The following is a 26,193-nucleotide window of genomic DNA, read 5'->3' as shown; positions in this document are numbered from 1 at the left end:
CAGTCGATTTTCCGGGGATTTACGGGATTGAATGATTGCGCAATCAGTGTAGTATCGAGGCAAGAGACCTTCTGAAGCATCGACGAAGGTCTTTTTTATGTCTCTTGATGATTGCGCAATCATTGTCACCTTCAGAGCCTGTCCAAGGAGAGCCCTATGCACGTACAAGAACAATCGCTCAAGTCCTCCGATGACGACCGAATCGCCTGGGTTCGTGTCGCTTCGGTCATCCTGCCGCTGGCCAATCCCATCAGTGATGCCAAGGTCCTTACCGGACGGCAAAAACCGATGACTGAAATCGCCATCCTGTTTGCCGAAATCGAGACCGTCGATGGGCATCAAGGCCTGGGTTTCAGTTACTCCAAGCGGGCCGGGGGGCCGGGACAATTCGCTCATGCCAAGGAAATCGCCCCGGCGCTGATCGGGGAAAACCCCAGTGACATTGCCAAACTCTGGACCAAGCTGTGCTGGGCTGGCGCGTCGGTGGGCCGCAGCGGTATGTCGACCCAGGCCATCGGGGCGTTCGACGTGGCGTTGTGGGATCTGAAGGCCAAGCGCGCCAACCTGTCGCTGGCGCGCTTGCTCGGTGCTCAACGTGACTCGGTGCGTTGCTACAACACTTCCGGTGGCTTCCTTCACACCCCGCTTGATCAGTTGATGAAGAACACTGACCTCTCGCGAGAAAAGGGAATTGGCGGCATCAAGTTGAAGGTCGGGCAACCGGATTGCGCCATCGACATTGAACGGGTCAGTGCGGTGCGCAAGCACTTGGGTGACAACTTCCCGTTGATGGTGGATGCCAACCAGCAATGGGATCGCCCGACGGCCCAGCGCATGTGTCGGCAATTTGAAGCGTACAACCTGATCTGGATTGAAGAGCCGCTGGACTGCTATGACGCTGAAGGCCATGCCGCGTTGGCGCAGCAGTTCGATACACCGATTGCCACGGGTGAAATGCTCACCAGCGTTGCTGAACATGCCGAGTTCATCAAGCAGCGCGGCGCTGATTTCCTGATGCCCGACGCGCCACGAGTAGGCGGCATCACCCCTTACCTGAAGGTCGCATCAATGGCCGAGCAGGCGGGCCTGATGCTGGCTCCCCATTTCGCCATGGAACTGCACGTTCACCTGGCAGCCGCTTATCCGACCGAGCCCTGGGTCGAGCATTTCGAATGGCTTGAGCCGCTGTTCAACGAGCGTCTGGAAACCCGCGACGGTCGGATGTTGGTGCCCACTCGCCCCGGTTTGGGACTGACGCTGAGCGAACAAGTCAAACCCTGGACGGTTCAGGAAGCCGAGACAGGTACTCGTCCCTGATCAAGCGTGGGTGATTCGGACCAGCGCCACACTCGTCTGACGGCGAATGTGGCTTGGCATCACGGCGTGGCCGGCAACAGGAATCGGGCAATCACCGGCAAATGATCGGAGATACGCAAGGTATCGTCTTGCCGCACCCGAGCCTCGACCCGCTTGATCCGAGGGCTGTAGAACAGGTAGTCGACAGTGCGGTCAGGGCCGTTGAGGCCGGGGTCGTTCGGGTAGTGGGTCAGCCAGTGGCTGCGATCGATGCCGCTGGCTTCGTTGTTGGTGGGGATCATCGGGTATTTGTCCCACAGCAGGTGCAGAGGGCTGTCGGCGGAGTAGGGCGTGCGCTGCGCGGCTGGCAGGCGCCGGTATTGGCCCAGGGGTAGCAGATTGAAGTCGCCACCGATCAGCCAGGGTTTGCCTCGCGATTCAAGTTTGTCCAGTACCTTGCTCACGGCCTTGACCTGGTTCGGCAGGGTTTCATCCGGCTGCGTGGCCCGTTCCAGGTGGGTGTTGAGCACGACCAGGTGGCCACCACTGCTCAGCGGCAGGTGACTGACCAACAAAGCGTTTTTCGGCTGGAACTGACGGCTGATGAAATTGGCCCCGGCCACCGGCAACTGCACCCGTTCCGCTTGATCGATGCGGTAACGGCTCAACGTCGCCAACTGCCGGCCGACGCTGCCGAAGATATGCGGGTCGGGGATGAAATCGGCTTTCCAGTCAAAGGCGCTGGTGCTGCACGGATACAGGTCGGTCAATCGTTCCTGCAACAACTTGAGCTGGTTCTGGTAGTCGCTGGCCTTGGCGCCGTCGTCCAGTTCCTGGAGCAACACGACGTCCGGTTGCTCGTCGCGAATGACCCTTGCCACTTCGTCGAGGCTGAAGGCCATGTCTTCGAGGGTCGGGCTTTCATCGTCACCCTGGGCCAGGTCGTGCCAGAACACGTAGCGCTTGCCGGCCAGGAACTGGACGTTCCAGGTCATCACCTTCAAGGCCTGGCCAGGCACGAGCGTTGCGGTGTTGGCGGGGCAACTGACCGGCAGTGCTTCCCGGGATTGTGGGCGCCAGGTCAGGCTATAGATCGACAGGGCGGCCAGGCTGAGAATCAACAACAGGCCCAGCAAGGTGTAGCGCAATAGACGGGTCATGGCTCGACTTAAATGGGCAATACGCAAAAGTGATCCCGAGCATAACCGAGAGCAGTCGCCGAGCCCAAGCCCGTAACCTGCGCAGCAGTCGTCAACGGCTGTCAGGTTTTTCCGCGACCAGCATGAACATCCGGAACAGCACCACGGTGGTGAACAGCTGCAGGAAACTGTGAACGCTGTCGATCAGCAAGGTGATCAACGGGTTCTGGGGCGGCGGGTACACCGACAGGCTGGCGCCCTTGAGCAGCCAGAGCGGGACCATCACGCAAAGAATGCACAACAGGATGCGCCAGAAACTGCCGCGGCTCAGGCGCAGGCTTTCCTTCATTGCTGCCAGCGGAGTCAGGCCGCGCAGCACCAGCAGGTATTCGCCAAAGGCCAGGACCACCATCAGCCAAAGGCCCGGCAGGAAGTACAACGAAATGCCCACCAGAATCAGCAACGTATTGAGTGCGGTCAGCAGGGCAAAGCGTGGCCACAGGGTCAGGGCCGTGGCGAGAAGGTCACGGGGACGGGGCGATTCACCGCGACTGCGAGCGTCGAGAAACAGAATCAGCGCGGCGGTGTAGAGCGGGTATATCAGCAGCCCGACGATCAGGCTGTAGCCGGAAAAACCTTCGGGGCCCACGGCGCTGTCCACGCCTTGTTGCAGCACGGCCTCGAGGATCACCAGCGGCAGGCACAGCTGGGCGATCCGGCCAAGATGGCGTTTGAAGAAATACAAAGAGTCGCGCAGCACGTCAAACGGATTCATGAGTCGGTATCGCAGGTCAAAAAGCGGTCCGACACTTTAACCGATCAGGCGCCTGCACAAGCAAACGTAAACATCAGGTAAAGACCATTGAAACCTCTGTGCCCAGCCCCATTACTGGCTGGCATCGGTCCTGTAGGGCCGGCATGGTTTTTCTACCCGGCAATCTGATGAGGTCGCCATGAACAGCGAAGAACAAACCCTGATCGATGGACTGTTTTCACGGCTGCAACAGGCCGAAAAGGATGCAGCCCCGCGCGATGTCCAGGCCGAGGCGCGGATCAAGGAACATATGACCCGCCAGCCCGCGGCGGGCTATTTCATGACCCAGGCGAGTCTGGTGCAAGAGACGGCGCTCAAAAGCCTCGACGAGCAGAACAGGCAACTGACCCAGCAGATCGAGCAGTTGCAAGCGGACCTGCAACAGGCCCGGCAACAGCCTCCAGCGCCCAGCGGTGGTGGTTTTCTCTCGAGTATTTTCGGTGGCAGCTCGCGCGACCCACGGCCAACGTCCGCTCCAGGCGCTTCGCCCGCCAGCGGTGGCGGCTGGCGCGAACCGGCGCGGCCTGGCTTCAATGCGCCACCCCAGCAGAACTACGCCGCGCCGCCCGCTAACTACGGCGCCGCGCAACAGCAGGCTCCAGGGGCCGGCAGCTTCATGAGCGGCGCGCTGAAAACCGCGGCTGGCGTGGCCGGGGGCGTGATGCTGGCCCAGGGCATCAGCAGTCTGTTCCACGGTGCCCAGCAGCCTCAGGAAGTCGTCGAGGTCATCGAGCCAGAGCCGGCCCAACCGGTCAACGACACGGCAAGCAGTGACAGCGGCTGGGGCAATGACTCAAACGTCGCTGGTAGCGATGCCTATGGCAACGACCAGAGCGGTTTCGCCGACGCCGACTACAGCGACGATTCATCCTTCTTCGGCGATGACGACTCCTTCGTCTGACCTGCCATTCGTCCGGGGCGCCCAGGTGCCTCGGACCGATTATTCGCGGAACATTCCTCTGGGCTGGCATACTGGGCAACTTTTCGGGCCCGCTCTGCCGGCTTGTGCATTCAAGAGGAAACGCGGTGAAAAAAATCGCAGTGTTCGCCGATGTCCAGAACCTCTACTACACCGTGCGCCAGGCTTATGGTTGCCATTTCAACTACGCGGCCTTGTGGGCCGATGTCAGCAAGCAGGGGCAGATCGTCGAGGCCTACGCGTATGCGATCGATCGCGGCGACAGCAAGCAGCAGCAATTCCAGCAGATCCTGCGCAACCTGGGGTTTGTCGTGAAGCTCAAGCCTTACATCCAGCGCAGCGACGGCTCGGCCAAGGGTGACTGGGATGTGGGCATCACCCTGGACATCATGGACGCCGCTGATCACGTTGACGAAGTGGTGTTGGCCTCCGGTGATGGCGATTTCGACATGCTGCTCGAACGCATCATCAGCAAACACGGGGTCCAGGCGGTGGCTTATGGCGTACCGGGGCTGACGGCCAACTCGCTGATTCGCGCCGCCAGCCGCTACGTGCCGATCGAAGGCGCGTTGCTGCTCAAGAATTGATTTTTACGGAGTTCAGACAGGTTTGGAACGCATCGCAGTCATCGACTTTGAAACCACCGGCATCACGCCGAGCAGCAGTTGCCGGGCCACCGAAATCGCCGTGGTGATTCTCGAACAGGGCCGGATTGTGGATCGCTATCAGAGCCTGATGAACGCCGGTGTGCGCGTGCCTGCGTTCATCGAGCAACTGACCGGCATCAGCAACGCCATGCTGCGCAGCGCCCCGCCGGCGGAAAAGGTGATGAACGAGGTCAACGAGTTCGTCGGCATCACGCCGCTGCTGGCCCACAACGCCGCATTCGACCAGAAGTTCTGGGATTTCGAGCTAGGCCGGATCAAACGCACCCGCTTGCAGAATTTTGCCTGTTCACTGCTGCTGGCCCGGCGCCTGATGCCGATGGCGCCGAACCACAAGCTCGGCACGCTCAACACCTTCGCCGGCCTGCCCCACACCGGCCAGGCTCACCGGGCCATGGCCGACGCCGAAATGGCCGCCAACCTCACCGCGCACCTGGCGACGCAACTGCGGCAACAGCACGGGCTGCGGGAGTTGTCCCACGATTTGCTGTGCAGTTTGCAGAAAGTGCCGGCGGCGAAGATCAACGAGCACCTCAAGCGGCATCGCGGGTTCTAAACACACCACAAAACAAAAACTGTGGGAGCGAGCTTGCTCGCGATTGCGGTGTGTCAGTCAACATGAATGTTGGCTGATCCAAAGCTATCGCGAGCAAGCTCGCTCCCACAGTTTCGATCAGTGTTACTTCCCGTTGCCTTCCAACTGCCCCAACGGCACCCGCTTTTCAATCGCGCTGGACAGCACGATCGAGGTCTTGCTGAAACCGAACTTGGCGATGCGGTTGATCAGCTCTTCCAGTTCCGGCATCGAGCCGACCGCCGCCTGCATGATCACGCACGGGTCGCCCGTCACCCGGTGGCATTCGGTCAGTTGCGGGATCCTGCACAGTTCATCGTAAGTCTTCTGGTTGCCGTGCTGGTTCATGCGCAGTTCGATGACGCACTGCACCGGCAAGCCGATCTTCGCCATGTCGACTTTCGCCTGGTAGCCGGTGATCACGCCGCTGGTTTCCAGCTTGCTGACCCGCTCGGCCACGGCCGGGGCCGACAGGTTCACTTTGCGGGCCAGTTCGGCATAGGACGCACGACCGTTTTCCAACAGGGCGCTGAGCAGCATGCGGTCGTATTTATCCACGGTTCGGGCTCCCAAGGGGCTGACTTTCGAAAGTACGGTTTATAACGCTGATCTCCGTGTTTTTAAAAGTGTACGGTTCGGATAAACAGGTTTTGTAACTTATTTTCCGCCTGTCGCCTTTCTAGAATAGCGTCTTTCATTGTCCTGACTTCGAGCTGACCATGCCTGGCCCACGCCGTTTCCCCTTGCCATTGATCGCTGCATTTTTTGCCTTGTACGTCATCTGGGGGTCGACCTACCTGGTGATTCGCATCGGTGTGGAGCATTGGCCGCCGCTGCTGCTGGCCGGGATTCGCTTCGTGATCGCCGGCTCGCTGATGTACGGTTTCCTGCGCTGGCGCGGGGCGCCGGCACCGACTTGGGCGCAGTGGAAGGCGGGGGCTGTCATCGGCGTGTTGTTGCTCAGTTTCGGCAATGGCGCGGTCAGTGTCGCTGAACACACGGGTGTGGCGTCCGGGGTGGCGGCGCTGGCCGTGGCGACGGTGCCGTTGTTTACCTTGCTCTGCGGATATTTCTGGGGCGCCCGTAATACCCGTCTGGAGTGGGCGGGGATTGTGCTGGGGTTGATCGGCATTGCCATGCTCAACCTCGGTTCCAACCTGCAATCGAGCCCATTGGGCGCGACCTTGCTGCTGTTCGCGGCGGCGTCCTGGGCCTTCGGTTCGGTGCTGAGCAAGCACTTGCCGCTGCCGGCGGGGGCGATGGCCAGTGCCGTGGAAATGCTGGTGGGCGGTGTGGTGCTATTGATCGGCAGCGTGGCCAGCGGCGAACACCTGGACAGCATGCCGCCGCTGGAAGGCTGGATCGCGCTGGCTTACCTGACCTGCTTCGGTTCGATCATTGCCTTCAACGCCTACATGTACCTGCTCAAGCACGTACGTCCGGCGGCGGCCACCAGCTATGCCTACGTCAACCCGGCGGTGGCGGTGTTGCTGGGCATTGTGTTCGCCGGTGAAACCATCGGGATCGAAGAGGCCCTGGCGATGTTGGTGATCATCAGTGCCGTGGTGTTGATTGGATTGCCCCAGTGGCGCAAACCCAAGCCTGCGCCGGCCGAATCCTGATTTAGGGTAAACTGCCGCGCATTGCACACCTTGCGCTGATTTTCCTACGGTACTTCCATGACTTTCGCCACCCTTGGCCTGATCGAACCCTTGCTGCGCGCCCTCGAGACGCTCGGCTACCAGACCCCAACCCCGGTGCAGGCCCAAGCCATGCCGGCGGTGTTGGCCGGTCGCGACCTGATGGCCGCGGCCCAGACCGGCACCGGCAAGACCGCCGGTTTCGCCGTGCCGCTGTTGCAGTTGCTGACTACCGAGGGGCCGAAGGTCAGCGCCAACTCGGTACGGGCGCTGATTCTGGTGCCGACCCGTGAACTGGCCGAGCAGGTCCACGAAAGCGTGCGCCAATACGCGCAAAACCTGCCGTTGAGCACCTATGCGGTGTACGGCGGTGTCAGCATCAACCCGCAGATGATGAAGCTGCGCAAAGGGGTTGATCTGCTGGTTGCCACGCCGGGACGCTTGCTCGACCTGTTCCGCCAGAACGCGCTGAAGTTCAATCAGCTGCAGACCCTGGTGCTGGACGAAGCCGATCGCATGCTCGACCTGGGCTTCTCCGAGGAACTGGCGAATATCTACAAAGCGCTGCCGGAGAAGCGCCAGACGCTGCTGTTCTCGGCAACCTTCTCCGACGCGATCCGCTTGCTGGCCGGGCAAATGCTCAACGACCCGTTGAGCATCGAAGTGAGCCCGCGCAACGTGGCCGCCAACACCGTCAAGCAATGGGTGGTGACGGTGGACAAGAAGCGCAAGCCAGAGTTGTTTGTGCACCTGATGCGCAAGAACAAGTGGAAACAGGTGCTGGTATTTGCCAAGACCCGCAACGGTGTCGATGCGCTGGTGGAAAAACTCCAGGGCATGAGTGTCAATGCCGACGGCATCCATGGCGATAAACCCCAGGCCACCCGCCAGCGCGCGCTGGACCGTTTCAAGGCCAGTGAGATCCAGATCCTGGTGGCCACCGACGTCGCCGCTCGCGGGCTGGATATCGAAGACTTGCCGTTGGTGGTGAATTTCGATTTGCCGATCGTCGCTGAGGATTACATCCACCGTATCGGTCGTACTGGTCGGGCGGGTTCCACCGGGGAAGCGATTTCCCTGGTCTGCGCCGATGAAGTGAATCTGCTGTCAGCCATCGAAACCCTGACCCGTCAGACGTTGCCACGGCAGATGGAACAGGACTTCGAGCCAGAACACCGGGTGCCGGAGACCGATGCCAGCGGCCAGGTCATCAAGAAGCCGAAAAAACCGAAGAAACCGAAAGCCTCGGGCGGTGGCGGCAAGCGCAACCTGGGCAAGTGGGTCGACAGCGGCGACGCCTCACCCGTGGAGCCTTCGGTCAAGCCTGTGCGTAAAGTGCCGGTGTTCAATACCGGGCCGCGCAAGCGTAAGCCTTGATGACCCGCAGCGTTTGATAGGCCGCCATCGCGAGCAGGCTCGCTCCCACATTTGATTTGTGTATACCGTCAATGTGGGAGCGAGCCTGCTCGCGATGGCCGCGCTTGGGTTTTCAAACCTTGCGCTGTAACCACTCCAACATTCCCAGCCCAGCCGCCCGGCCGCTGGCAAAGCAGGCCGTGAGCAGATAGCCGCCGGTCGGTGCTTCCCAGTCGAGCATTTCCCCGGCGCAGAACACGCCAGGCATCTGCTTGAGCATCAGGCGTTCGTCCAGGGCTTCGAAGGTCACGCCACCGGCACTGCTGATGGCTTCGTCCAGCGGGCGGGGTTTCACCAGGGTGAGGGGCAAGGCCTTGATTGCCTGGGCCAGCCGCGCCGGGTCGCTAAAACAATTGGCGGGCGTGAGTTCGCGTAACAGCGCAGCCTTGACCCCGTCGATCCCCAACTGGCTGTGCAAGTGCTTGGCCATTGAGCGCGAACCGCGTGGCTTGCTCAGGGCTTGCTGGATTTTATCCACAGGTCGGCCTGGCAGCAGGTCCAGATGGATCGTCGCGCTGCCATGTTGGTTGATGGCTTCGCGAATCGGCGCCGACAGGGCATAGATCAGGCTGCCTTCGATGCCGGTGGCGGTGATCACGCATTCACCGAGGCGCGGTACATCGTCATTCAGGCCGATGGCGATATTTTTCAGCGGGGCGCCGGCGAATTTGCTGACCATCAGATCGCTCCAGGCCGGCACTTCGAATCCGCAATTGCTCGGCTGCAAGGGCGCAAGGCCTACACCGCGCTGTTCCAGTGGCAGCATCCAGGCACCATCGGAGCCCAGGCGTGACCAACTGCCACCGCCCAGTGCCAGCAATGTCGCAGTGGGGCGCAGTGTTTTTTCGCCGTCCGCAGCGGCGACTAGCAAGCTGCCGTCGGGGTTCCAGCCCAGCCAGCGATGGCGGGTATGGATCATCACGCCGGCATCGCGCAGGCGTTTGAGCCAGGCGCGCAGCAGCGGGGCGGCTTTCATGTCGGTAGGAAATACCCGCCCGGAACTGCCGACAAAGGTCTCGATGCCCAATCCGTGAATCCATTGGCATAACTCGTGCGCACCGAATGCCCGCAGCAGCGGGGCGATATTGGGCGCGCGCTCGCCGTAGCGGGACAGGAACGGCGAGAAGTCTTCCGAGTGGGTGATGTTCATGCCGCCGACCCCGGCCAGCAGAAATTTCCTGCCCACCGAAGGCATGCCGTCGTACAGGTCGACCTGTATCCCGGCCTGGCTCAACACCTCGGCCGCCATCAGGCCGGCAGGGCCGCCGCCGATGATGGCGACGTTTGGGATATGGGGGCAGACGGTTGGGGTCATGGCGTGAGCTGCGGAGGACGGGAATAAGCGGGGCATTCTATCAGCACAGATCCCTGTGGGAGCGAGCTTGCTCGCGATAGCGATCTGTCAGCCAACATCCATGCAGGCTGATCAGCCGCCATCGCGAGCAAGCTCGCTCCCACAGGGGGATGCGGTGATTCTTAGAGGGCTAATGTGTAACTGACGATCAGGCGGGTTTCATCCAGGTCATTGCTGAAGTTCGAACGAACCGTAGCGTTTCTGAGTTTGACCCCGAGGTTTTTCAGCGAACCGCTTTGGACCACGTAACCGATATCCGTATCGCGCTCCCACTCTTTGCCCGTATTACTGCCCCCGACCAACGCGTTGTCACCCTGGACATAACGACTCATGAACGTCAGCCCGGGAATGCCCAGCGCGGCGAAGTTGTAGTCATAACGCAGCTGCCAGGAGCGCTCTTGGGTGTTGGCAAAGTCATTGATCTGGACGAAGTTGACCAGGTATGGGTCGCTATTGGCAATGTACGGGAAGGGATCGTCACCGCTCATGCGTTGATAGGCGGCGGTGAACACGTTGGCGCCCAGAGTGTAGGCAACCAGTCCGTTCGCGGCGCGGTTATCGAGGGGGCGGAAGTTACCGTCATCGATACTTTTCGAATAACGTAGATCGAACTTCAGCGACTGCTGCGCGGCAAGAGGGATTTCATAGACGACGCCGCCAAAGAACTGTCGGTAGACATTTTCCAGATTGCCGTAGAACAGACTTGTGCTAAGGGCCTTGTTGAAACTGTAAGTACCGCCGGCAAAGCGGAAGCCATCACTGACACCGCCGATGCGGTTACCCGTGAAGTCCTGATAGTTCGAGGAACTGTTGAACTTGATTTGCTCCAGCTTGCCGCCTTGCAGGACCAACTGATCAATGTCCTTGGAGGTCAGTAGCGCGCCTTCGAAGGTGGAGGGCAACAGGCGTGTGTCATTGCTCGATACCACGGGCGTACGGAAGGCGAGTGAGCCAACCTTTAGAGCGGTTTCCGACACCTTCGCCTTGGCCGTCAACTCAAGTTTGGAATATTCGTCCTGTGAGCCGCGGCCGTTTTTCGAACTAAGGTCAGCCGGCAACAGGCCCGTGCCACCGGAACCATCACCGCCGTCAAGCTTGAGGCCGAGCATGCCAACCGCGTCGATGCCCAGGCCCACGGTGCCGGCGGTATAACCTGACTCGAATCGCAACATGGCGCCCTGGGCCCATTCTTTTGCCGAGTCCCGCTGGGCCGTGGGAGGACCGTTGCGAAAGTCACGATTGAAGTAGAAGTTACGCAGTTCCACACTGGCCTTACTGTCGGCAATAAAATCTGCAGATGCCGTAAAAGGGAAAATCAACGCGCAAGTACCCGCAATAGCCAAAGTCTTATTGATTGACATGCTCTTTATGCTCCAGATAACAGCAGATTTATGTGTTGGGTTTTATCGTTATTTTGATTGCAAAGTTACATCTACAGTTTTCTGCGGGCAGCACGCGGCAACCGGGTTATTACCCCGTTGCGCGTACTGACTGCGAAAAGAAAAGTTTTAAATCAGAGAGCTGTTTTGATGCGGCCAATGACGGAGCCGGCTTCAAAATAGTCGCCGGCCTGTTTGGCGATCTGCACCTGGCCTTCACAAGGTGCGAGGACCGAGGTTTCCATTTTCATGGCTTCTACAACCGCGATCACTTGCCCGGTGCTCACCGACTCGCCGTCCTCGACGACCCAGGTATGCAGATTACCCGCCACGGGCGTCAGTACCGCCTGCGGATCAGTGACCTCGGAGGGGGCCGTGTTTTCGCTGGCGGTACCCGCTGCATTCAGGCTGACGCCTCGCAGCAGCGCAGCCGGAAGGCCCAGTTCGTGGCGCTTGCCGTCGATCTCGACAAACGTGCGCAGGATGCCTGGGTCGGCCGATACCGCGGTACGTGGGGCGAGCGTGATCTGTTCGGCGAAATCGGTTTCGATCCAGCGCGTGTGCACGGCGAATTTATCGGCACCGGTGAAGTCGTCATGGTCCATCACGGCCCGGTGGAACGGCAGTACCGAGGCAATGCCTTCAATGTTGAATTCCGCCAAGGCGCGTCGGGCGCGGACAATAGCCTGTTCGCGGGTGGCGCCGGTGACGATCAGTTTGGCCATCATCGAGTCGAAGGTGCTGGGCACTCGCGAGCCGCTTATCACGCCGCTGTCCAGGCGCACACCCGGGCCAGACGGTGGCAGGAAATCGGTGATCTGACCGGGGGTGGGCAGGAAGCCCTTGCCTGGGTCTTCCGCATTGATGCGAAATTCGAAGCTATGGCCACGTGGGGTCGGCGTCTCACTGAAGGACAACGGCAAACCGTCGGCGATCCGCAGTTGTTCGATCACCAGATCCACCCCAGTGGTCTCTTCGGTCACCGGGTGCTCGACCTGCAAGCGGGTATTGACCTCAAGGAACGACAGGGTGCCATCCTGGCTGAGCAGGAACTCCACCGTGCCGGCACCGACGTAGCCGGCTTTGGCGCAGATATCCTGAGCGGATTGATGAATACGCTGGCGCTGTTCGTCGCTGATAAAGGGCGCTGGCGCTTCCTCCACCAGCTTCTGATTGCGCCGCTGCAAGGAGCAGTCACGCGTGCCGATGACGACGACCTTGCCGTGTTTGTCGGCGAGGATCTGCGCTTCGATGTGCCGAGGGCGGTCGAGGAACTGCTCGACATAGCACTCGCCACGACCAAAGGCTGCTTGCGCTTCGCGCACGGCGGAGGCGAACAATTCAGCCACTTCATCCATGCGCCAGGCGACTTTCATGCCGCGTCCACCGCCGCCAAAGGCAGCCTTGATGGCAATTGGCAGGCCGTGCTGTTCGGCAAAGGCCAATACTTCGGCGGCGCTTTCGACCGGGCCAGGCGTACCGGCTACCAGAGGCGCCCCGACCAGTTGGGCAATTTTTCGCGCCTCGACCTTGTCGCCGAGCACGTCGATGGTCTGCGGGTTGGGACCGATCCAGATCAATCCTGCGTCGATCACCGCCCGGGCGAAGTCGGCCCGTTCAGACAGAAAACCATAGCCGGGGTGCACGGCATCGGCGCCGCTGCGTTTGGCCACGGCAATCAGTTTGCCGATATCCAGGTAGGTTTCGGCCGGGCGCTGGCCATTCAGTGAGTAGGCTTCGTCGGCCTGGCGCACGTGCAGGGCGTCGATGTCCGCGTCGGCATAGACCGCGACAGACTGCACGCCGTAGTCGCGGCAGGCGCGGGCGATGCGGACGGCAATTTCACCACGGTTGGCAATCAGTAATTTTTTCATGGAATTTTTTTCACATCGGCAGTTGAAGAAGCTTGCGTAACGGGTTGAATCTCTTTGAAGCCGTCCACAGGGTTGAAGCGAATCTGCGCATTGATAGGGATCTGGCCAGCCAGGTCGAGATGGTAGCTGGCGACTGCGGCGATCACTGGATAGCCACCGGTCAACGGGTGATCGGCGAGAAACAGAACCGGTTGGCCGCTGGCCGGGACCTGAATGGCGCCCACGGAGGTGCCTTCGCTGGGCAACTCATGGTGGTTGCTGCGCGCTAGCGGTATTTCACCGGCCAGACGAATACCGACGCGGTTGGACTGTGAGGTGACGCGCCAGAGCTGGCTGCTCAGACGCTGGATGGCGTCTTCGGTAAACCAGTCGGTCCGCGGTCCCATGATCACGTCAAGGGTGACGATGTTGGCAGCAGTAGGCAGCTCAAAGACTGGGGCTTCGTTCAGCGATACGCTGGTTCCCGTTGTCAGTGTCGTAAAGCCCAATAGGTCGCCGGCGGCGAGCGCCGGGGGGCCGACCTGGGCCAGGGTGTCTGTGGACAGGCTGCCCAGCACCGGAGTGACGTCAAAGCCGCCGCGAATCGCCAGGTAGCTGCGCAGCCCCGCGAGGGGGGAACCCAGGCTGACGCGGTCACCCGCGTCCAGCTCGATGGGCTGGTAGTGACTTGCCTGCCATTGCAGGCCACTGGCGTTGGTGATTGTGACCGGGGTTTGCGCACCGGTGACGGCGATCACGGCACGGCCATGGCAAACGAAGCTCAGGCCGCCGAGTACCGATTCCACACAGGCCATGTCCGAGCGGTTGCCGACCGCGCGGTTGGCTGCCCGCAGCGCGCCCAGGTCCAGCGCGCCGGAACGGGATACGCCTTGGCCGGTCTGGCCGGGGCGGCCCATATCCTGCAGTACGCTGTGCAAACCGGGGGTGATGATTTCCAGATAGGCGCCGCTGGGCGCGGCGGCACTTGCCGGTACCGTGGGGGCGGGCAGGCCACCCGCCGGGAGCGGGCCAGCATCGGTGAAGCGCACTTTATAGCCTGGACGCAGCAAGGCCGATTCAGCGCGGTTCAGGTCCCACATCTGCAAAGGCGTGACGCCGATGATCTGCCATCCGCCGGGGCTGGCTTGGGGATAAACACCGCTGAACTCCCCCGCCAGGGCAACCGCACCCGCGGGTATGCGGGTGCGTGGAGTTTGTCGGCGAGGCACCTGGAAACCCGCACCGCCGGTGAGGTAGGCGAAGCCCGGCGCGAATCCGCAGAAGGCCACGCTGTAGTCATGGGCGGTGTGGCGTTGGACCACCTCGGCGCGGCTGATCCCCAGCAGCGTGGCGACCTCGTCGAGGTCTTCGCCATTGTAATGGACGGGAATTTCCACCCGGCGATGCTCGATCGCGCGGCGCTGGCTCAGGTCTTGGCTAGCGATACGATTGACGAGCGCCTGCTGCGCAATGGCGCTGGGGCGAAATTGGATCAGCAGCGTTCGTGCGGCAGGAATGATTTCCTCCACGCCAGCAATCGGCTCGGCCATCAGGGCGTCGAACAACGCCAGTGTCTCGTCGAGGTCTTTCAATTCGACGAGCAGGGCGTCCAGGTTGACCGGTAGAAAACGCACGGGAGACTCCTAGACGTGGTAGGTGCTGTCAGGCACATCGGTGATGAACATATGGCCCGGCGAATGGGTGATGGCGAAGGGCACGCCCGAGGCCATGACCGCGGCCTGGGGAGTGACGCCGCAGGCCCAGAACACCGGGATCTCGCCGGGTTCGATGCGTACGGCATCGCCGAAATCGGGGCGCCCCAGGTCCTGGATGCCGAGCAGCGCGGGTTCGCCGATGTGCACCGGGGCGCCATGGACTGAGGGATAGCGTCCGGAAATAGTGCTCGCCTCAGCCACGCGATCGGCGGGGATCGGTCGCATCGATACCACCATTTCACCCTGTAGACGTCCGGCCGGGCGGCAGGCACGGTTGGTCCGGTACATCGGTACGTTGCAACCATCGGTGATATGCCGCACTTCGATGCCGGCCTCTTGCAGGGCGGTTTCAAAGGTGAAGCTGCAGCCGATCAAAAAGGCCACCATGTCGTCGTGTTCAGCCCAGGCCTGAGTGGCATCGCTGACTTCCTCGGCCAGCTTTCCATCACGCCAGATGCGGTACAGCGGGATGTCAGTGCGCAGGTCCGCCCCTTCAGCCAGCAGCGTACTCGGGCTGCCGGCGTCGCTGACGTCAAGGATCGGGCAGGCTTTGGGATTGCGCTGGGCATACAGCAGGAAGTCGTACGCCCAGGCGCGCGGCAGGGCGATCAGGTTGGCCTGGGTCATGCCCGGCGCGATACCCGCCGTGGGGGCGACCAGGCCGTTACGGTAAGTGCTGCGTGCATCCCGGGCAGCGGCAATCGCCGCCTGGCGGGCGAGATCAAGGGCGTTCATGGGCGTGCTCCGGCAAAGGGCTGCAAGGACATGTGCGCCTGTTCCAATACCCGGCGCAGCTCGCGGGCCATTTCCACCGCTGCGGGGCTGTCGCCATGGACACAGATCGAGTCGGCCTGGATTTTGGTCAGGCTGCCATCGATCGCTTCGAGGCAGCCGTCTTCAACGAGGCGCAGCATACGTTGGGCGACGAGCTTGGGATCGTGCAGCACCGCGCCTGGTTCGCGGCGAGAGACGAGGGTGCCCTGTGGCGTATAGGCACGGTCAGCGAACGCTTCGGCGATACACTGCAAACCCTCGTTACGGGCCAGTTCAATCAGGCTTGAGCCGGCCAGGGCAACCAATATGAGGTTGGAGTCGATCGCGCGGATGGCTTCGATCACGGCCAGCGCCTGACGGCGATCGTGAGCAATGGTGTTGTACAAGGCGCCGTGGGGTTTTACGTAGCGCACCGACGTGCCGGCGGCCTTGGCCAGGCCTTGCAGCGCGCCGATCTGGTAGATCACGTCGGCCGTCAGCTCATCGCTGGCCACGTCCATGTTTCGGCGGCCAAAGCCCACTTTGTCCGGGTAAGCGACATGGGCACCAATGGTGACATTTTTGGCCGCCGCCGCTTTCAGTGTCCGCAGGATGCCGGCCGGGTCACCGGCGTGGAAACCGCAGGCGACATTGGCGCTGGTCACGACATCGAGCATCGCGGCATCGTCGCCCATGTGCCAGGCGCCAAAGCTTTCGCCCAGGTCGCTGTTGATATCTATGGTTGGCATTCACGTGACTCCTTGTTCGTTATCGGGCTCAGGCAACGTTGAGGAAGGCGAAGATCGGCCCAACGGATTTGATTGCCATGTACCAGGTCAGCAGGCAGGTCAGGGCGCCCAGCACCAACAGCCAGCGTGGGTAATGGTAACCGCCCATGAGGTCGGACCGGCGCCAGCCGACGTAGATAAAGATGCTCAGGCCGATTGGCAGTATCAGGCCATTGAAACCGCCCGCGAAGAGCAGCAGTGCGGCGGGAGCCGTTCCCATCAGGGCAAAGATCAGCAGCGACAGAGCGATGAACACGGTGGTGGCGCGGTTGCGCCCCTGCTCAGTGATGTCCGGCTTGAACACGGTGACAAAGGAAATGGAGGTGTAAGCGGCGCCGATCACGCTGGTGATACTGGCGGCCCAGAGGATGAGACCGAAGACGCGCAGGCCGAACTGCCCGGCTGCTGCCTGGAAGGCTTGTGCGGCCGGATTGGCGCCCTGGCCCGAAGTGTCGATGACTACGCCGCTGGCAACGACGCCGAGGATGGCGAGAAACAGGATGTAGCGCATGAGGCCGGTGACCATGATGCCGCCCAAGGCTGCCTTGGTCACTGCCTGGAGGTTTTCTACCCCGGTAGTCCCGCGGTCCAGCAGTTTGTGAGCCCCCGCATAAGTGATGTAACCGCCGACCGTGCCGCCGACAATGGTGGTAATGGTGGCGAAGTTGATCTGGTCCGGAAGGACGGTTTGATAGAGGGCTTCGGCCAGTGGCGGGTTGGAAGCGAAGGCCACGAACAGGGTCAGGGCGATCATTACCAGACCCAGCACGACGATCAGCCGGTCGACGGCCACTCCGGCGCGGTGGGAAAGGAAGATGCCGATAGCCAGCAAGGCGCTGAGACCGCCGCCCCATTTTGCATCAAGCCCCATCAACGCGTTCAGGCCCAGCCCGGCACCGGCGATGTTGCCGACGTTGAACACCAGCCCGCCGAAAATCACCAGCACCGCCAGCAGGTAACCACTGCCTGGAATCGCGTTGTTGGCCACGTCTGCGGCACGCATTCGGGTCAGGGTGACGATACGCCAGACGTTAAGTTGAACCACGAAGTCGATCAGAATCGACGCCAGGATACCGAACGCAAATGCCGCACCCATTTTGGCCGTGAACGTGGCGGTCTGGGTGATGAAGCCAGGGCCGATGGCGGACGTTGCCATCATGAAAATTGCTGCGATCAGGGAAGCGCGTCGCGTCTTTGTAAAATCTTGAGCGGTCTGTGTCACGGCTGTCTGTGTCACGGCATCAATTCCTACGGTGGGAGATATTTTTTATTGAGCAACGAGCGTGCCAGGACTCAAACATCGGCCTAGAAGTGTTGATCTATAGCGTCTGAATTGTTCAACAATCAGTTTAGTGTAAGGCTACAATTCGCACCAAATTGTAACCTTGTCACTCGTGGGTGTTACTTAATGATGCAGGCGACACCCTTGCTCCTTGCCATGGGCGGGGCTCTCATGGAACATCAAAGTGACTTCTCTTATTCTTATTCTGGATTGCACATGAACGACGTTTCACCTTCCCTTCCTCGCTCGCTGGGAGAATCCATTACCCAGGAGGTCCGCAGAATGCTGGTCGAAGGTGAACTGGTTCCGGGCCAACGATTGTCCGAAGCGGCCCTGGCCGAAAGCCTGCAGATTTCCCGCAACACCTTGAGGGAAGCGTTCAGGGTCCTGACCCGCGAGGGGTTGCTCAAACATGAACCCAATCGCGGGGTGAGCGTGGCGGTGCCCGATATGGCGTCGATCATCGACATCTATCGTGTCCGTCGCTTTATCGAATGCAAGGCCATTGCCCAGGGTTACCCGCTGCATCCGGGAACGCTGCATATGCGTGAGGCGGTGGAGGCGGGCATGCGAGCGCGTGAAGTCAAGGACTGGAAGGCTGTCGGCACCGCCAACATGATGTTCCACAAGGCTATCGTCGAACTCGCCGACAGCCCGCGATTGGTGGTGTTCTACGGTCAGATATCAGCCGAGCTGCGGCTGGCATTCGGCCTGCTCAAAGATCCGGAGTTCCTGCATATGCCCTATGTCGATATGAACGTTTCAATCCTGCGTTGTATCGAAGAAGGACGATCAGAGGAGGCAACCCGGCTGCTTGAAGCCTATCTGGTGCAGTCGGAGCGCACCGTTCTGGCCGCTTACGAACGCAGTCTGAACCGGTAGCACCCTACGAGCGCGACGAACTCCTCGCCAGCCAAGCCAAGCCTGTCGATAATTGATACCTGGCGCAGCCGCGTGGCTCACTCGATCAAGCTGGGCACGTCGCCTGCGTCTCCCACCTTGATCCCGGCAGCGGCCGTGGGCCGTTTATTTGGGCGTGGCGATTTCGCTTGAGTAGGCGTTGGGGCATGGAGAGGAAGCAAATGGAGCCGATACTGGAACTGCAAAGCGCGCGGTTGATACTGCGCCAGTGGCGCGACGCGGACTTGCCGGAGTTTGCCGCCATGTCTGCCGATGCGCAGGTGATGCGTTATTTTCCGGCGCCCCTGAGCCGCCTGGAAAGCGCCGCACTGATCGGGCGCGTGCGGGGGCATTTTGCCGAGCATGGCTTTGGTTTGTGGGCCCTGCAGCGCAAGGACACCGGGGCCTTTATCGGCTTTACCGGCCTGGGCGTGGTCGGATTCGACGCGCACTTCACTCCGGCGATCGAGATCGGCTGGCGTCTGGCCCGGGAGCATTGGGGCCTGGGTTATGCCAGCGAAGCCGCATGGACGGCCTTGCGGTGTGCGTTCGATCGCCTGGGGCTGGATGAGGTGGTGGCGTTCGCCGCCGTCGATAACCTGCCATCGCAGAAAGTCATGCAAGCCATCGGCATGCATCATGACCCGGCCGATGACTTTGAACACCCAAAGCTCGCCGTCGGTCATCCATTGCGTCAACATGTGCTCTATCGTATCAACCGTGAACAGTGGCTACAGACCCTGCACGGTTAGCCGACACGGACGTTTACAATGCCCGCCACAATGGCCCGGGCCAACAATCGATCCACCGTCGCAGCACCGACTGCGCGGTTGAGCTGTGTGAGGAAAGTCTGAATGAGCCACGTGTTGGAAGATCTGGTCGACCTGCTGACCCTGGAACCCATCGAAGAGAACCTGTTTCGCGGTCGCAGCCAGGACCTGGGGTTTCGCCAGTTGTTCGGCGGCCAGGTGCTGGGCCAGTCACTGTCGGCGGCTAGCCAGACCGTGGAAGAGGCCCGTCATGTGCATTCGATGCACGGCTACTTCCTGCGTCCGGGCGATGCGGCCTTGCCGGTGGTCTACCAGGTGGACCGGGTGCGTGACGGCGGCAGTTTCAGCACCCGCCGGGTCACGGCGATCCAGAAGGGCAACCCGATTTTCACGTGCAGCGCTTCGTTTCAATACGACGAGCAGGGTTTTGAGCACCAGAACTCCATGCCCCAGGTGGTCGGGCCGGAGAACCTGCCTTCGGAGCTGGAACTGACCCAGCAGCGGGCGCACCTGCTGCCCGAGCACATGCGGGAAAAACTGCTGTGTCCCAAACCGATCGAGGTGCGCCCGGTCACCGAGAAAGATCCCTACAATCCGCAGCCGGCCGATCCGGTCAAGTACGTGTGGTTCCGGGCCGATGGTGCCCTGGCGGACTCGCCGGCCCTGCATAAGTACCTGCTGGCCTACGCCTCGGATTTCGGTCTGCTGACCACCTCGATGTTGCCCCACGGCAAATCGGTTTGGCAAAAGGACATGCAGGTCGCCAGCCTCGACCACGCCTTGTGGTTCCACGCCGACCTGCGTGCCGATGACTGGTTGCTCTATGCGATGGACAGCCCGTGGGCCGGCAACTCCCGTGGGTTCTCTCGTGGCAGCGTGTTCAACCGCGCCGGACAACTGGTGGCGTCGGTGACCCAGGAAGGCCTGATTCGCCACCGCAAGGACTGGGCATGAGTCTGGCCGATGTGCGGCACTGGGTGTTCGACATGGACGGTACGCTGACCATCGCCGTGCATGATTTTGCGGCGATTCGCGTGGCCCTGGCGATCCCGGCCGAAGACGACATTCTGACCCACCTGGCGGCATTGCCGGCCGACGAAGCCGCAGCCAAGCATGCCTGGTTGCTGGAGCACGAGCGGGACCTGGCGCTGGGCTCCCGGCCTGCGCCGGGAGCGGTCGAGCTGGTACGCGAGCTGGCGCAGCGGGGTTACCGCCTGGGGATCCTGACGCGCAACGCTCGCGAACTGGCCCACGTGACCCTGCAAGCTATCGGTCTGGCGGACTGTTTCGCCGTGGAAGATGTGCTGGGCCGCGACGAAGCGCCGCCCAAGCCTCATCCCGGCGGCCTGTTGAAACTGGCCGAGGCCTGGAGTGTGGCGCCTGAGGCGATGGTGATGGTGGGTGACTACCGTTTCGACCTGGACTGCGGCCGTGCGGCGGGTGCGCGGACGGTGCTGGTGAACCTGCCGGACAATCCTTGGCCGGAGCTGGCGGACTGGCATGCGCGCGATTGCGGGGAGTTGCGGCGGATGCTGTCGGCTTGAAAGAGGGGTTGGCTGATAGATAGCTATCGCGAGCAGGCTCGCTCCCACAAGGGGATCTGAGTCGATCAAAAAGTGTGTGTCCACCGCAGATCTATTGTGGGAGCGAGCTTGCTCGCGATGAGGCCCTGTCTACCACTACACCACTCACGGACCAAACAGCGCCTTCTGCCCCTCAGCCGAATTGAACATCCCATCCCCGTTATGCCCCACCCCCGGCACTTCGATCAGCCGCTGGTTCAGCCCCTCGGGATGACGCCGGGTCAGGTAGTCGAAAAAGAACTGCCCGCGCAGTAACCGATACGGCCCTTGGGTCTGCGCTTCACAGCCTTTATCCAGCGCAGGGTGCTCAGGGTCGATGTCCTGTTGCCCAAGCAGATAAACGATGTCGCGTTTGATGTAGTTGTCTTCCAGTTGAGCGGGGGGTTGACCGGCGGCATAGGCGGGCAGGTTCTGCAGGCCGTACTTCCAATGGTTGAAGCCGGGACAACCGGCCGGGTCGAAGGCCATGGGGCGCTGCGCATCGAAATAGGCATAGGAGGACGGGTTGGCGATGACGAATCTGGGGGCGATCCGGGTTTGACCGCGAGCGAGCAAGGCGTAGCGCTGCGCGACCTGCGCGCCGCCGGAATGGCCCGCGATGACGATCTCTTTTACCTCGGGAAATTGCTGCCGGTCACTGACCCGGGCGACGATGTCGTCGATGACCTGAAAGGAACTGACCGCCTTGGGCCCCGTGGATAAGCCGCCGGCCATCCAGTCGTTGCCTTGCCAGCGCAACAGGTCATTGGGCAACTGATGGCGGGCAACGTCATGTTCGTTGAGAAACTGCGGGGCGATGATCAGAGTCGTGGTCAGTTGACCGGCGTGTGCGGCGGCCTTTTCGGCGCTGTGCAGATAGGTCTGGGCGTTGCGCAGCCGGCCATGGAGGATGATCAACACGCGCTGGATAGACGCCGGGGGTGGACTCACGCCGACGACCATGGCGCCGCCCTTGAGCTGCAGTCGCCCTTGAGCGACCACGCCCACGCCCTGTTCGTCTGCCTGGGTAAAAGTGCAGCACAGCAGCAGGCTGAGGAGGACGCCCCACTTCATTACAGATTTTTTGCCGCGAAGGTGTCGCATTGGCTGACCTGACCCTGGGCAAACCCGGTCTTGAACCAGCGAACCCGTTGCGCCGAGGTGCCGTGGGTAAAGGAGTCCGGCACTACCCGGCCCTGGCCCTGCTGCTGAAGGCGGTCATCACCGATGGCGTTGGCGGCGGTCAAGGCCTCTTCAATGTCTCCCGGCTCCAGCCAGTTCAGGCGCTTCTGTGCATGGTTGGCCCAGACGCCCGCCAGGCAGTCGGCCTGTAATTCCTGACGGACCAGCAGACCACCATCGCCTTCCATCTGGCGGCCCTGACGGCGAGCCTCCTGGATTTTTGCCGACACCCCGAGCAGGGTCTGGACGTGATGCCCTACCTCATGGGCGATGACGTAGGCCTGGGCGAAATCCCCAGCGGCGGAGAACCGTTGGGACATTTCCTGGAAGAAACTCATGTCCAGGTAGACCTGTTTATCGGCCGGGCAATAGAACGGGCCGGTGGCTGATGAAGCGAGGCCGCAGGCCGAGTTGACCCGACCGCTGAACAGCACCAGTTTGGGTTGCTGGTACTGGCGCCCGGCCTGCTGGAAGACCTGGCCCCAGGTGTCTTCGGTATCACCCAGGATCGAGCGCACGAACTCGGCCTGTTCATCGTTCGCGGGCGGCGCCTGCCGGGTTTGGGAGGAGGGGGCCGAGGTCTGGTCCATCTGCCCGGCCAGTTGCCCGAGAATCTGCATGGGGTCCTGGCCGGTGATCCAGCCGATACCGACGATCAGGACAAGGGCCGTCAGGCTCAGCCCCTTGCCGCCACCGAAACGCATCCCACCACCGCCGCCACCGTCACCGCGGGCGTCCACCACGTTGTCACTGCGGCGACCTTTTTTCCATAACATGTGGGAAATCCTCTGATTGACCGTGTGAAGAGTGTTGCCGCTGAGTGGGGTTGCCGCCAGTTCACGGACAGACATTCGCAGTGAGTCTAGCGTTTGAAGGCGCAGGCTGTACGCCTGAGCTCTCAGGCAATCGCCACGGGTTTTGGTTCATCCGTCAACAATGAATGTCGGGTTCCAGAATTTGCATTACACTTCGCATATTTTGGAATCAGCCTCTCTCCTCTGGATTTTCCATGGCCGGCAGTCAAATCGAACGGGTTTTCAATGTGCTGGAAAGTCTCGCCAGCGATCCCCACGGCTGGGCTCTGCAAGGGTTGGCCGAACAATTACAGATTCCCAAGAGCGCCACGCACCGCCTGCTTGCTGAACTGACGCGCCTGGGTTACGTGCGCCAGAATCCCGAGAACCTGCGTTATCACTTGTCGACCCGCCTGGTCGCCCTGGGCTTTCGCTACCTGTCGCGCAGTGGTGCCGACATCGTGCAGCCGGTGCTCGATCGTCTGGCTCGGGAAAGCGGTGAACTGGTACGCCTGGGTGTGATCGAGGGTGATCGCCAGACCTGGATTGCCAAGTCCCAGGGCGCTCGCTCCGGGTTGCGCTACGACCCTGACATGGGCCGCGAGACGCCATTGGTCTATACCGCGTCGGGCCATGCCTGGCTGGCGTGCATGAGCGATGTCGAGGCGCTGTCGCTGGTGGACCGCCAGGCCCTGAAAATGCCGGCGGACGTGGGCCCCAACGCGCCGCGTGACAGCGTTGAACTGCTTCAATACCTGCGTCAGGCCCGGGAGCAGGGCTATGCCTGTGTCGAGGAGAGTTCGGCGGTCGGCACCTCTGCCATTGCAGCCGTGGTGCGTCATCCGCTGGATGGCCGGGTCTTGGGCGTGCTCAGCATCGCCGGCCCCACCGCCCGGATGACGCGATCGAGGCTGCATGAGCTGGCGCCGACCTTGCTTGCGTTTACCGAGGAATTGTCACACGCCAGCCAGGCATCGGAGTTGTTCAGCTGAATCGCCGTCGCAGACATCGGCTCCCTACATCAAGCAACACAGGATTCCTACATGACCGTCAGCACTCCGCTTTCCGGCGTCAATCAGGCCTTCAAGGGCATCCTGTTGATACTCTGCGCGACGTTCCTGTTCTCCAGCCATGACGCCTTGTCCAAATACCTTTCAGGGTTCTATCCGATCATCATGGTGGTGTGGGCGCGTTATGTGGTGCACACGCTGTTGATGGCAGGGATTTTCCTGCCGCGTTCGGGGCTGCGGGTGCTGCGTACCAAGCGTCCGTTATGGCAGTTGGCGCGTGCGTTGTGTCTGTTGGGCACCAGCCTGTTCTTCACCACGGCGCTGCTATACATCCCTTTGGCGGAGGCGACCGCGGTCAACTTCCTGGCGCCCGTGCTGGTCACTGCATTGTCGGTGCCTTTGCTGGGCGAACACGTGACACGCGGTCAGTGGATCGCGGTGATCTTCGGCTTTATCGGGGTGTTGATCATTGTCCATCCGGGCGGTGACCTGTTCACGCCAGCGGTGTTATTGCCGTTCTGTTCGGCGCTGTTTTTCTGTTTCTATCAACTGCTCACTCGCAAGCTCAGTGAGATTGACAGCCCGACCACCAGCAACTTCTTCGCCGGCTTGTGCAATACGTTGGTGATGAGCGCCCTGGTGCCGTTCTTCTGGCAGGTGCCAAGCCTGGTGCATGGGGCAATGATGCTTGCGTTGGGAGCGTGTGGGATGACGGCGCACCTGATGCTGACCCAGGCCTTCCGCTTCGCCGCCCCGGCGCTGTTGGCACCGTTCGGGTATTGCCAGATCGTATTTGCCGGCCTGTTGGGTTGGTTGCTGTTCAGCCATACGCCAACGTTGACCACGGTGTTCGGCATCGTGCTGATCTGCCTCAGCGGGCTGGCGGCGGCGTGGCAACAGCGGCGGAGCTAACGCGCACCGTGGTGGGATCGATTGTGGGAGCAAGGCTTGCCCGCGATGAAGACGATACGGTCCTGAGTGAACCGAGGTGCCTGCATCGCGGGCAAGCCTTGCTCCCACATGGGGATGAATCCCGGGCTGACTGGTATCAGCTTTCCAGCGTCGGCACCTTGCGTGGTGCCATGAAGTACAACCAGATCAGGGCAATGAAGTACATCGCCGGGATCAGGGTGAACAGTACGGTGTAGTTGTTGTGGGTCACCGTGAGGATGTGGCCCACCAACTGGGTCATGAACATCCCGCCGACGGCGGCGCACATGCCGCCAAAGCCGAACACCGTGCTCATCATGTGCTTGGGCGTGTAGTCCATCACCAGGCTCCAGATGTTGGCGGTCCAGGCCTGGTGCGCGCCGATGGCCAGGGAGATGGCAAACACCGCCATCCACAGGCTGCTGGAACCGGCGGCCAGGATCACGCCGATGATGCAGCAGGCGAACAGCAACATGGAAATCAGCCGTGCCTTGATCGGGTTCAGGCCGCGGCCGATCAGGAATGAGGACAGAATCCCGCCGCCCACGCTGCCGAAATCGGCGGTGAGGTAAATGATGATCAGCGGGATGCCCATCTGGGTCACGTTGATGCCCAGGTTGTATTGCTGGTTCAGAAACGGCGGCAACCAGTAGAGGTAGAACCAGAACACCGGTGCGGTGATCGAGTAGGCCAGGGCGAACGCCCAGGTGCCGCGCATGCGCAGGATACGGGAGAAGGGCACGCGGACCTGATCGGGTTCGTCCTGGGCCTGGATGTAGTCCAGTTCCGCCTGTTTGACGCTGGGATGATCCTCCGGGTTGAAGTATTTCAGGCCCCAGAACACCAGCCAGATCCCGCCCAGCGCGGCCATGCACAGGAACGCAGCCTGCCAGCCCCACACCTGCAGGACCAGCGGCAGCAGCATTGGCGTGAACATCGCGCCAACGTTGGTTCCGGCGTTGAAAATACCGGTCGCCACGGCCCGTTCACCGGCCGGGAACCATAGCCGTGTGGTCTTCACGCAGGCCGGGTAGTTGGCGGCTTCGGTCAGGCCCAGGATGAATCGGCAGACCATGAAGCCCACCGCCGACGTGGCCAGGCCATGGGCGCCGGTCGCCAGGCTCCAGAGCAGTACGGCGCAAAAGAACACGCGCTTGACGCCGATCCGGTCGATCAGTCGGCCTTGCAGCACGAAACCGATGGCATAACCAACCTGGAACCAGAAGTTGATGTTGGCGTAATCCATCGCCGTCCAGCTCATTTCCTTGGCGAGAATGGGCTGCATCACGCCCAGTGCGGCGCGGTCGATGTAGTTCAGGGTGGTGGCGAAAAACACCAGGGCGAGCATGCCCCAACGGGTTTTGCCCACGGCCAGGGCGCCGCGGATCTTGTCACCGACGCCAGCGGTGGTGGCACCCAGGACGGGGGGCAGGCGGGAGCTTTGGGAAGGAATCATAG

General features: G+C 61.5%; 25 protein-coding genes. 12 read left to right on the top strand and 13 right to left on the bottom strand.

The annotated features are described in order from the left end of the window. Positions 1-156 precede the first annotated feature (156 nt). Positions 157-1,317 (top strand): L-talarate/galactarate dehydratase, encoded by a 1,161-nt coding sequence (locus MKS85_RS25790; protein ID WP_047229539.1) that lies wholly within the window; start codon positions 157-159, stop codon positions 1,315-1,317. Positions 1,318-1,376: 59 nt separating this feature from the next. Here the strand turns inward: MKS85_RS25790 and MKS85_RS25785 are convergent, their stop codons facing one another. Together MKS85_RS25785 and MKS85_RS25780 are read right to left on the bottom strand one after the other, a co-directional pair. Then, positions 1,377-2,456, bottom strand: coding sequence for an endonuclease/exonuclease/phosphatase family protein (locus tag MKS85_RS25785; RefSeq protein ID WP_139051214.1), 1,080 nt, complete (start codon positions 2,454-2,456; stop codon positions 1,377-1,379). A 91-nt stretch (positions 2,457-2,547) separates the two neighbouring features. Then, positions 2,548-3,210 carry a hypothetical protein gene (locus tag MKS85_RS25780; protein ID WP_076386444.1) on the bottom strand — a complete coding sequence of 221 codons (663 nt, stop codon included), beginning with the start codon at positions 3,208-3,210 and terminating at the stop codon, positions 2,548-2,550. Positions 3,211-3,388: 178 nt separating this feature from the next. Between MKS85_RS25780 and MKS85_RS25775 the strand changes: the two genes are divergently transcribed. The 3 genes from MKS85_RS25775 (at position 3,389) to MKS85_RS25765 (ending at position 5,389) form a co-directional block, all read left to right on the top strand. After that, positions 3,389-4,150 carry a DUF2076 domain-containing protein gene (locus tag MKS85_RS25775; protein ID WP_310663159.1) on the top strand — a complete coding sequence of 254 codons (762 nt, stop codon included), beginning with the start codon at positions 3,389-3,391 and terminating at the stop codon, positions 4,148-4,150. 125 nt (positions 4,151-4,275) lie between these two features. After that, positions 4,276-4,755 (top strand): NYN domain-containing protein, encoded by a 480-nt coding sequence (locus MKS85_RS25770; RefSeq protein ID WP_003185707.1) that lies wholly within the window; start codon positions 4,276-4,278, stop codon positions 4,753-4,755. 22 nt (positions 4,756-4,777) lie between these two features. Further along, positions 4,778-5,389 carry a PolC-type DNA polymerase III gene (locus tag MKS85_RS25765; RefSeq protein WP_139051212.1) on the top strand — a complete coding sequence of 204 codons (612 nt, stop codon included), beginning with the start codon at positions 4,778-4,780 and terminating at the stop codon, positions 5,387-5,389. Between the two features lie 123 nt (positions 5,390-5,512). Here MKS85_RS25765 and MKS85_RS25760 read toward each other — a convergent pair whose 3' ends face one another. Beyond that, positions 5,513-5,965, bottom strand: coding sequence for an Lrp/AsnC family transcriptional regulator (locus MKS85_RS25760; protein ID WP_047229544.1), 453 nt, complete (start codon positions 5,963-5,965; stop codon positions 5,513-5,515). A gap of 161 nt (positions 5,966-6,126) precedes the next feature. Between MKS85_RS25760 and yedA the strand changes: the two genes are divergently transcribed. Continuing rightward, a complete protein-coding gene (yedA, locus tag MKS85_RS25755; RefSeq protein ID WP_076386438.1) occupies positions 6,127-7,029 on the top strand; it encodes a drug/metabolite exporter YedA in 903 nt (300 codons plus the stop codon). 57 nt (positions 7,030-7,086) lie between these two features. Beyond that, a complete protein-coding gene (locus MKS85_RS25750; protein WP_188252431.1) occupies positions 7,087-8,424 on the top strand; it encodes a DEAD/DEAH box helicase in 1,338 nt (445 codons plus the stop codon). A gap of 112 nt (positions 8,425-8,536) precedes the next feature. Here MKS85_RS25750 and MKS85_RS25745 read toward each other — a convergent pair whose 3' ends face one another. The 7 genes from MKS85_RS25745 to MKS85_RS25715 form a co-directional block, all read right to left on the bottom strand. Beyond that, positions 8,537-9,778, bottom strand: a complete 1,242-nt coding sequence (locus tag MKS85_RS25745; protein ID WP_188252430.1) for a TIGR03862 family flavoprotein — start codon at positions 9,776-9,778, stop codon at positions 8,537-8,539. Positions 9,779-9,939: 161 nt separating this feature from the next. Beyond that, positions 9,940-11,178, bottom strand: a complete 1,239-nt coding sequence (locus MKS85_RS25740) for an OprD family porin (protein WP_188252429.1) — start codon at positions 11,176-11,178, stop codon at positions 9,940-9,942. Positions 11,179-11,330: 152 nt separating this feature from the next. Then, positions 11,331-13,070, bottom strand: a complete 1,740-nt coding sequence (locus MKS85_RS25735) for a biotin carboxylase N-terminal domain-containing protein (protein ID WP_188252428.1) — start codon at positions 13,068-13,070, stop codon at positions 11,331-11,333. Continuing rightward, the gene (locus MKS85_RS25730) at positions 13,067-14,683 is read right to left on the bottom strand and encodes a 5-oxoprolinase/urea amidolyase family protein (protein WP_188252427.1); all 1,617 of its coding nucleotides are present in this window, start codon (positions 14,681-14,683) and stop codon (positions 13,067-13,069) included. The genes MKS85_RS25735 and MKS85_RS25730 overlap by 4 nt, the downstream gene beginning before the upstream one ends. Positions 14,684-14,692: 9 nt before the next feature. Beyond that, positions 14,693-15,499: a putative hydro-lyase gene (locus MKS85_RS25725; RefSeq protein ID WP_188252426.1), complete on the bottom strand. Its 807-nt coding sequence runs from the start codon at positions 15,497-15,499 to the stop codon at positions 14,693-14,695. Continuing rightward, positions 15,496-16,266, bottom strand: coding sequence for a LamB/YcsF family protein (locus MKS85_RS25720; protein WP_076386426.1), 771 nt, complete (start codon positions 16,264-16,266; stop codon positions 15,496-15,498). Before MKS85_RS25720 ends, MKS85_RS25725 begins: the two co-directional genes overlap by 4 nt. A 28-nt stretch (positions 16,267-16,294) precedes the next feature. Beyond that, positions 16,295-17,527, bottom strand: coding sequence for a divalent metal cation transporter (locus MKS85_RS25715; protein ID WP_310663162.1), 1,233 nt, complete (start codon positions 17,525-17,527; stop codon positions 16,295-16,297). Positions 17,528-17,803: 276 nt separating this feature from the next. Here MKS85_RS25715 and MKS85_RS25710 point away from each other — a divergent pair, with 276 nt between their 5' ends. The 4 genes from MKS85_RS25710 to MKS85_RS25695 all read left to right on the top strand — a co-directional run bounded on the left by MKS85_RS25710 (position 17,804) and on the right by MKS85_RS25695 (position 20,801). Beyond that, positions 17,804-18,469 carry a GntR family transcriptional regulator gene (locus MKS85_RS25710; RefSeq protein ID WP_076386424.1) on the top strand — a complete coding sequence of 222 codons (666 nt, stop codon included), beginning with the start codon at positions 17,804-17,806 and terminating at the stop codon, positions 18,467-18,469. A 200-nt stretch (positions 18,470-18,669) separates the two neighbouring features. Further along, a complete protein-coding gene (locus MKS85_RS25705; protein WP_047229555.1) occupies positions 18,670-19,239 on the top strand; it encodes a GNAT family N-acetyltransferase in 570 nt (189 codons plus the stop codon). A gap of 102 nt (positions 19,240-19,341) precedes the next feature. Continuing rightward, complete coding sequence (gene tesB, locus MKS85_RS25700; RefSeq protein ID WP_047229556.1) at positions 19,342-20,211, top strand: acyl-CoA thioesterase II; 870 nt, start codon at positions 19,342-19,344, stop codon at positions 20,209-20,211. After that, a complete protein-coding gene (locus tag MKS85_RS25695; protein WP_047229557.1) occupies positions 20,208-20,801 on the top strand; it encodes an HAD family hydrolase in 594 nt (197 codons plus the stop codon). The genes tesB and MKS85_RS25695 overlap by 4 nt, the downstream gene beginning before the upstream one ends. A 144-nt stretch (positions 20,802-20,945) precedes the next feature. Here the strand turns inward: MKS85_RS25695 and MKS85_RS25690 are convergent, their stop codons facing one another. Both MKS85_RS25690 and MKS85_RS25685 read right to left on the bottom strand, forming a co-directional pair. Further along, positions 20,946-21,893, bottom strand: a complete 948-nt coding sequence (locus MKS85_RS25690) for an alpha/beta hydrolase (protein ID WP_188252425.1) — start codon at positions 21,891-21,893, stop codon at positions 20,946-20,948. Further along, positions 21,893-22,777: a neutral zinc metallopeptidase gene (locus MKS85_RS25685; RefSeq protein WP_188252424.1), complete on the bottom strand. Its 885-nt coding sequence runs from the start codon at positions 22,775-22,777 to the stop codon at positions 21,893-21,895. Before MKS85_RS25685 ends, MKS85_RS25690 begins: the two co-directional genes overlap by 1 nt. 233 nt (positions 22,778-23,010) lie before the next feature. Here MKS85_RS25685 and MKS85_RS25680 point away from each other — a divergent pair, with 233 nt between their 5' ends. Continuing rightward, positions 23,011-23,787, top strand: coding sequence for an IclR family transcriptional regulator (locus MKS85_RS25680; protein WP_188252423.1), 777 nt, complete (start codon positions 23,011-23,013; stop codon positions 23,785-23,787). 51 nt (positions 23,788-23,838) lie between these two features. Further along, complete coding sequence (locus tag MKS85_RS25675; RefSeq protein WP_047229561.1) at positions 23,839-24,717, top strand: DMT family transporter; 879 nt, start codon at positions 23,839-23,841, stop codon at positions 24,715-24,717. A gap of 136 nt (positions 24,718-24,853) precedes the next feature. Here the strand turns inward: MKS85_RS25675 and MKS85_RS25670 are convergent, their stop codons facing one another. Then, entirely contained in the window at positions 24,854-26,191 is a 1,338-nt protein-coding gene (locus tag MKS85_RS25670; RefSeq protein WP_107322969.1) for an MFS transporter, read from the bottom strand. Between the last annotated feature and the right edge of the window lie 2 nt (positions 26,192-26,193).

Source organism: Pseudomonas sp. JL2, assembly GCF_031570495.1.
Classification (GTDB): Bacteria; Pseudomonadota; Gammaproteobacteria; order Pseudomonadales; family Pseudomonadaceae; genus Aquipseudomonas; species Aquipseudomonas rhizophila.
The sequence above is the reverse complement of the archived record's forward strand: the minus strand, read 5'-3'. Positions and strand labels throughout refer to the sequence as shown.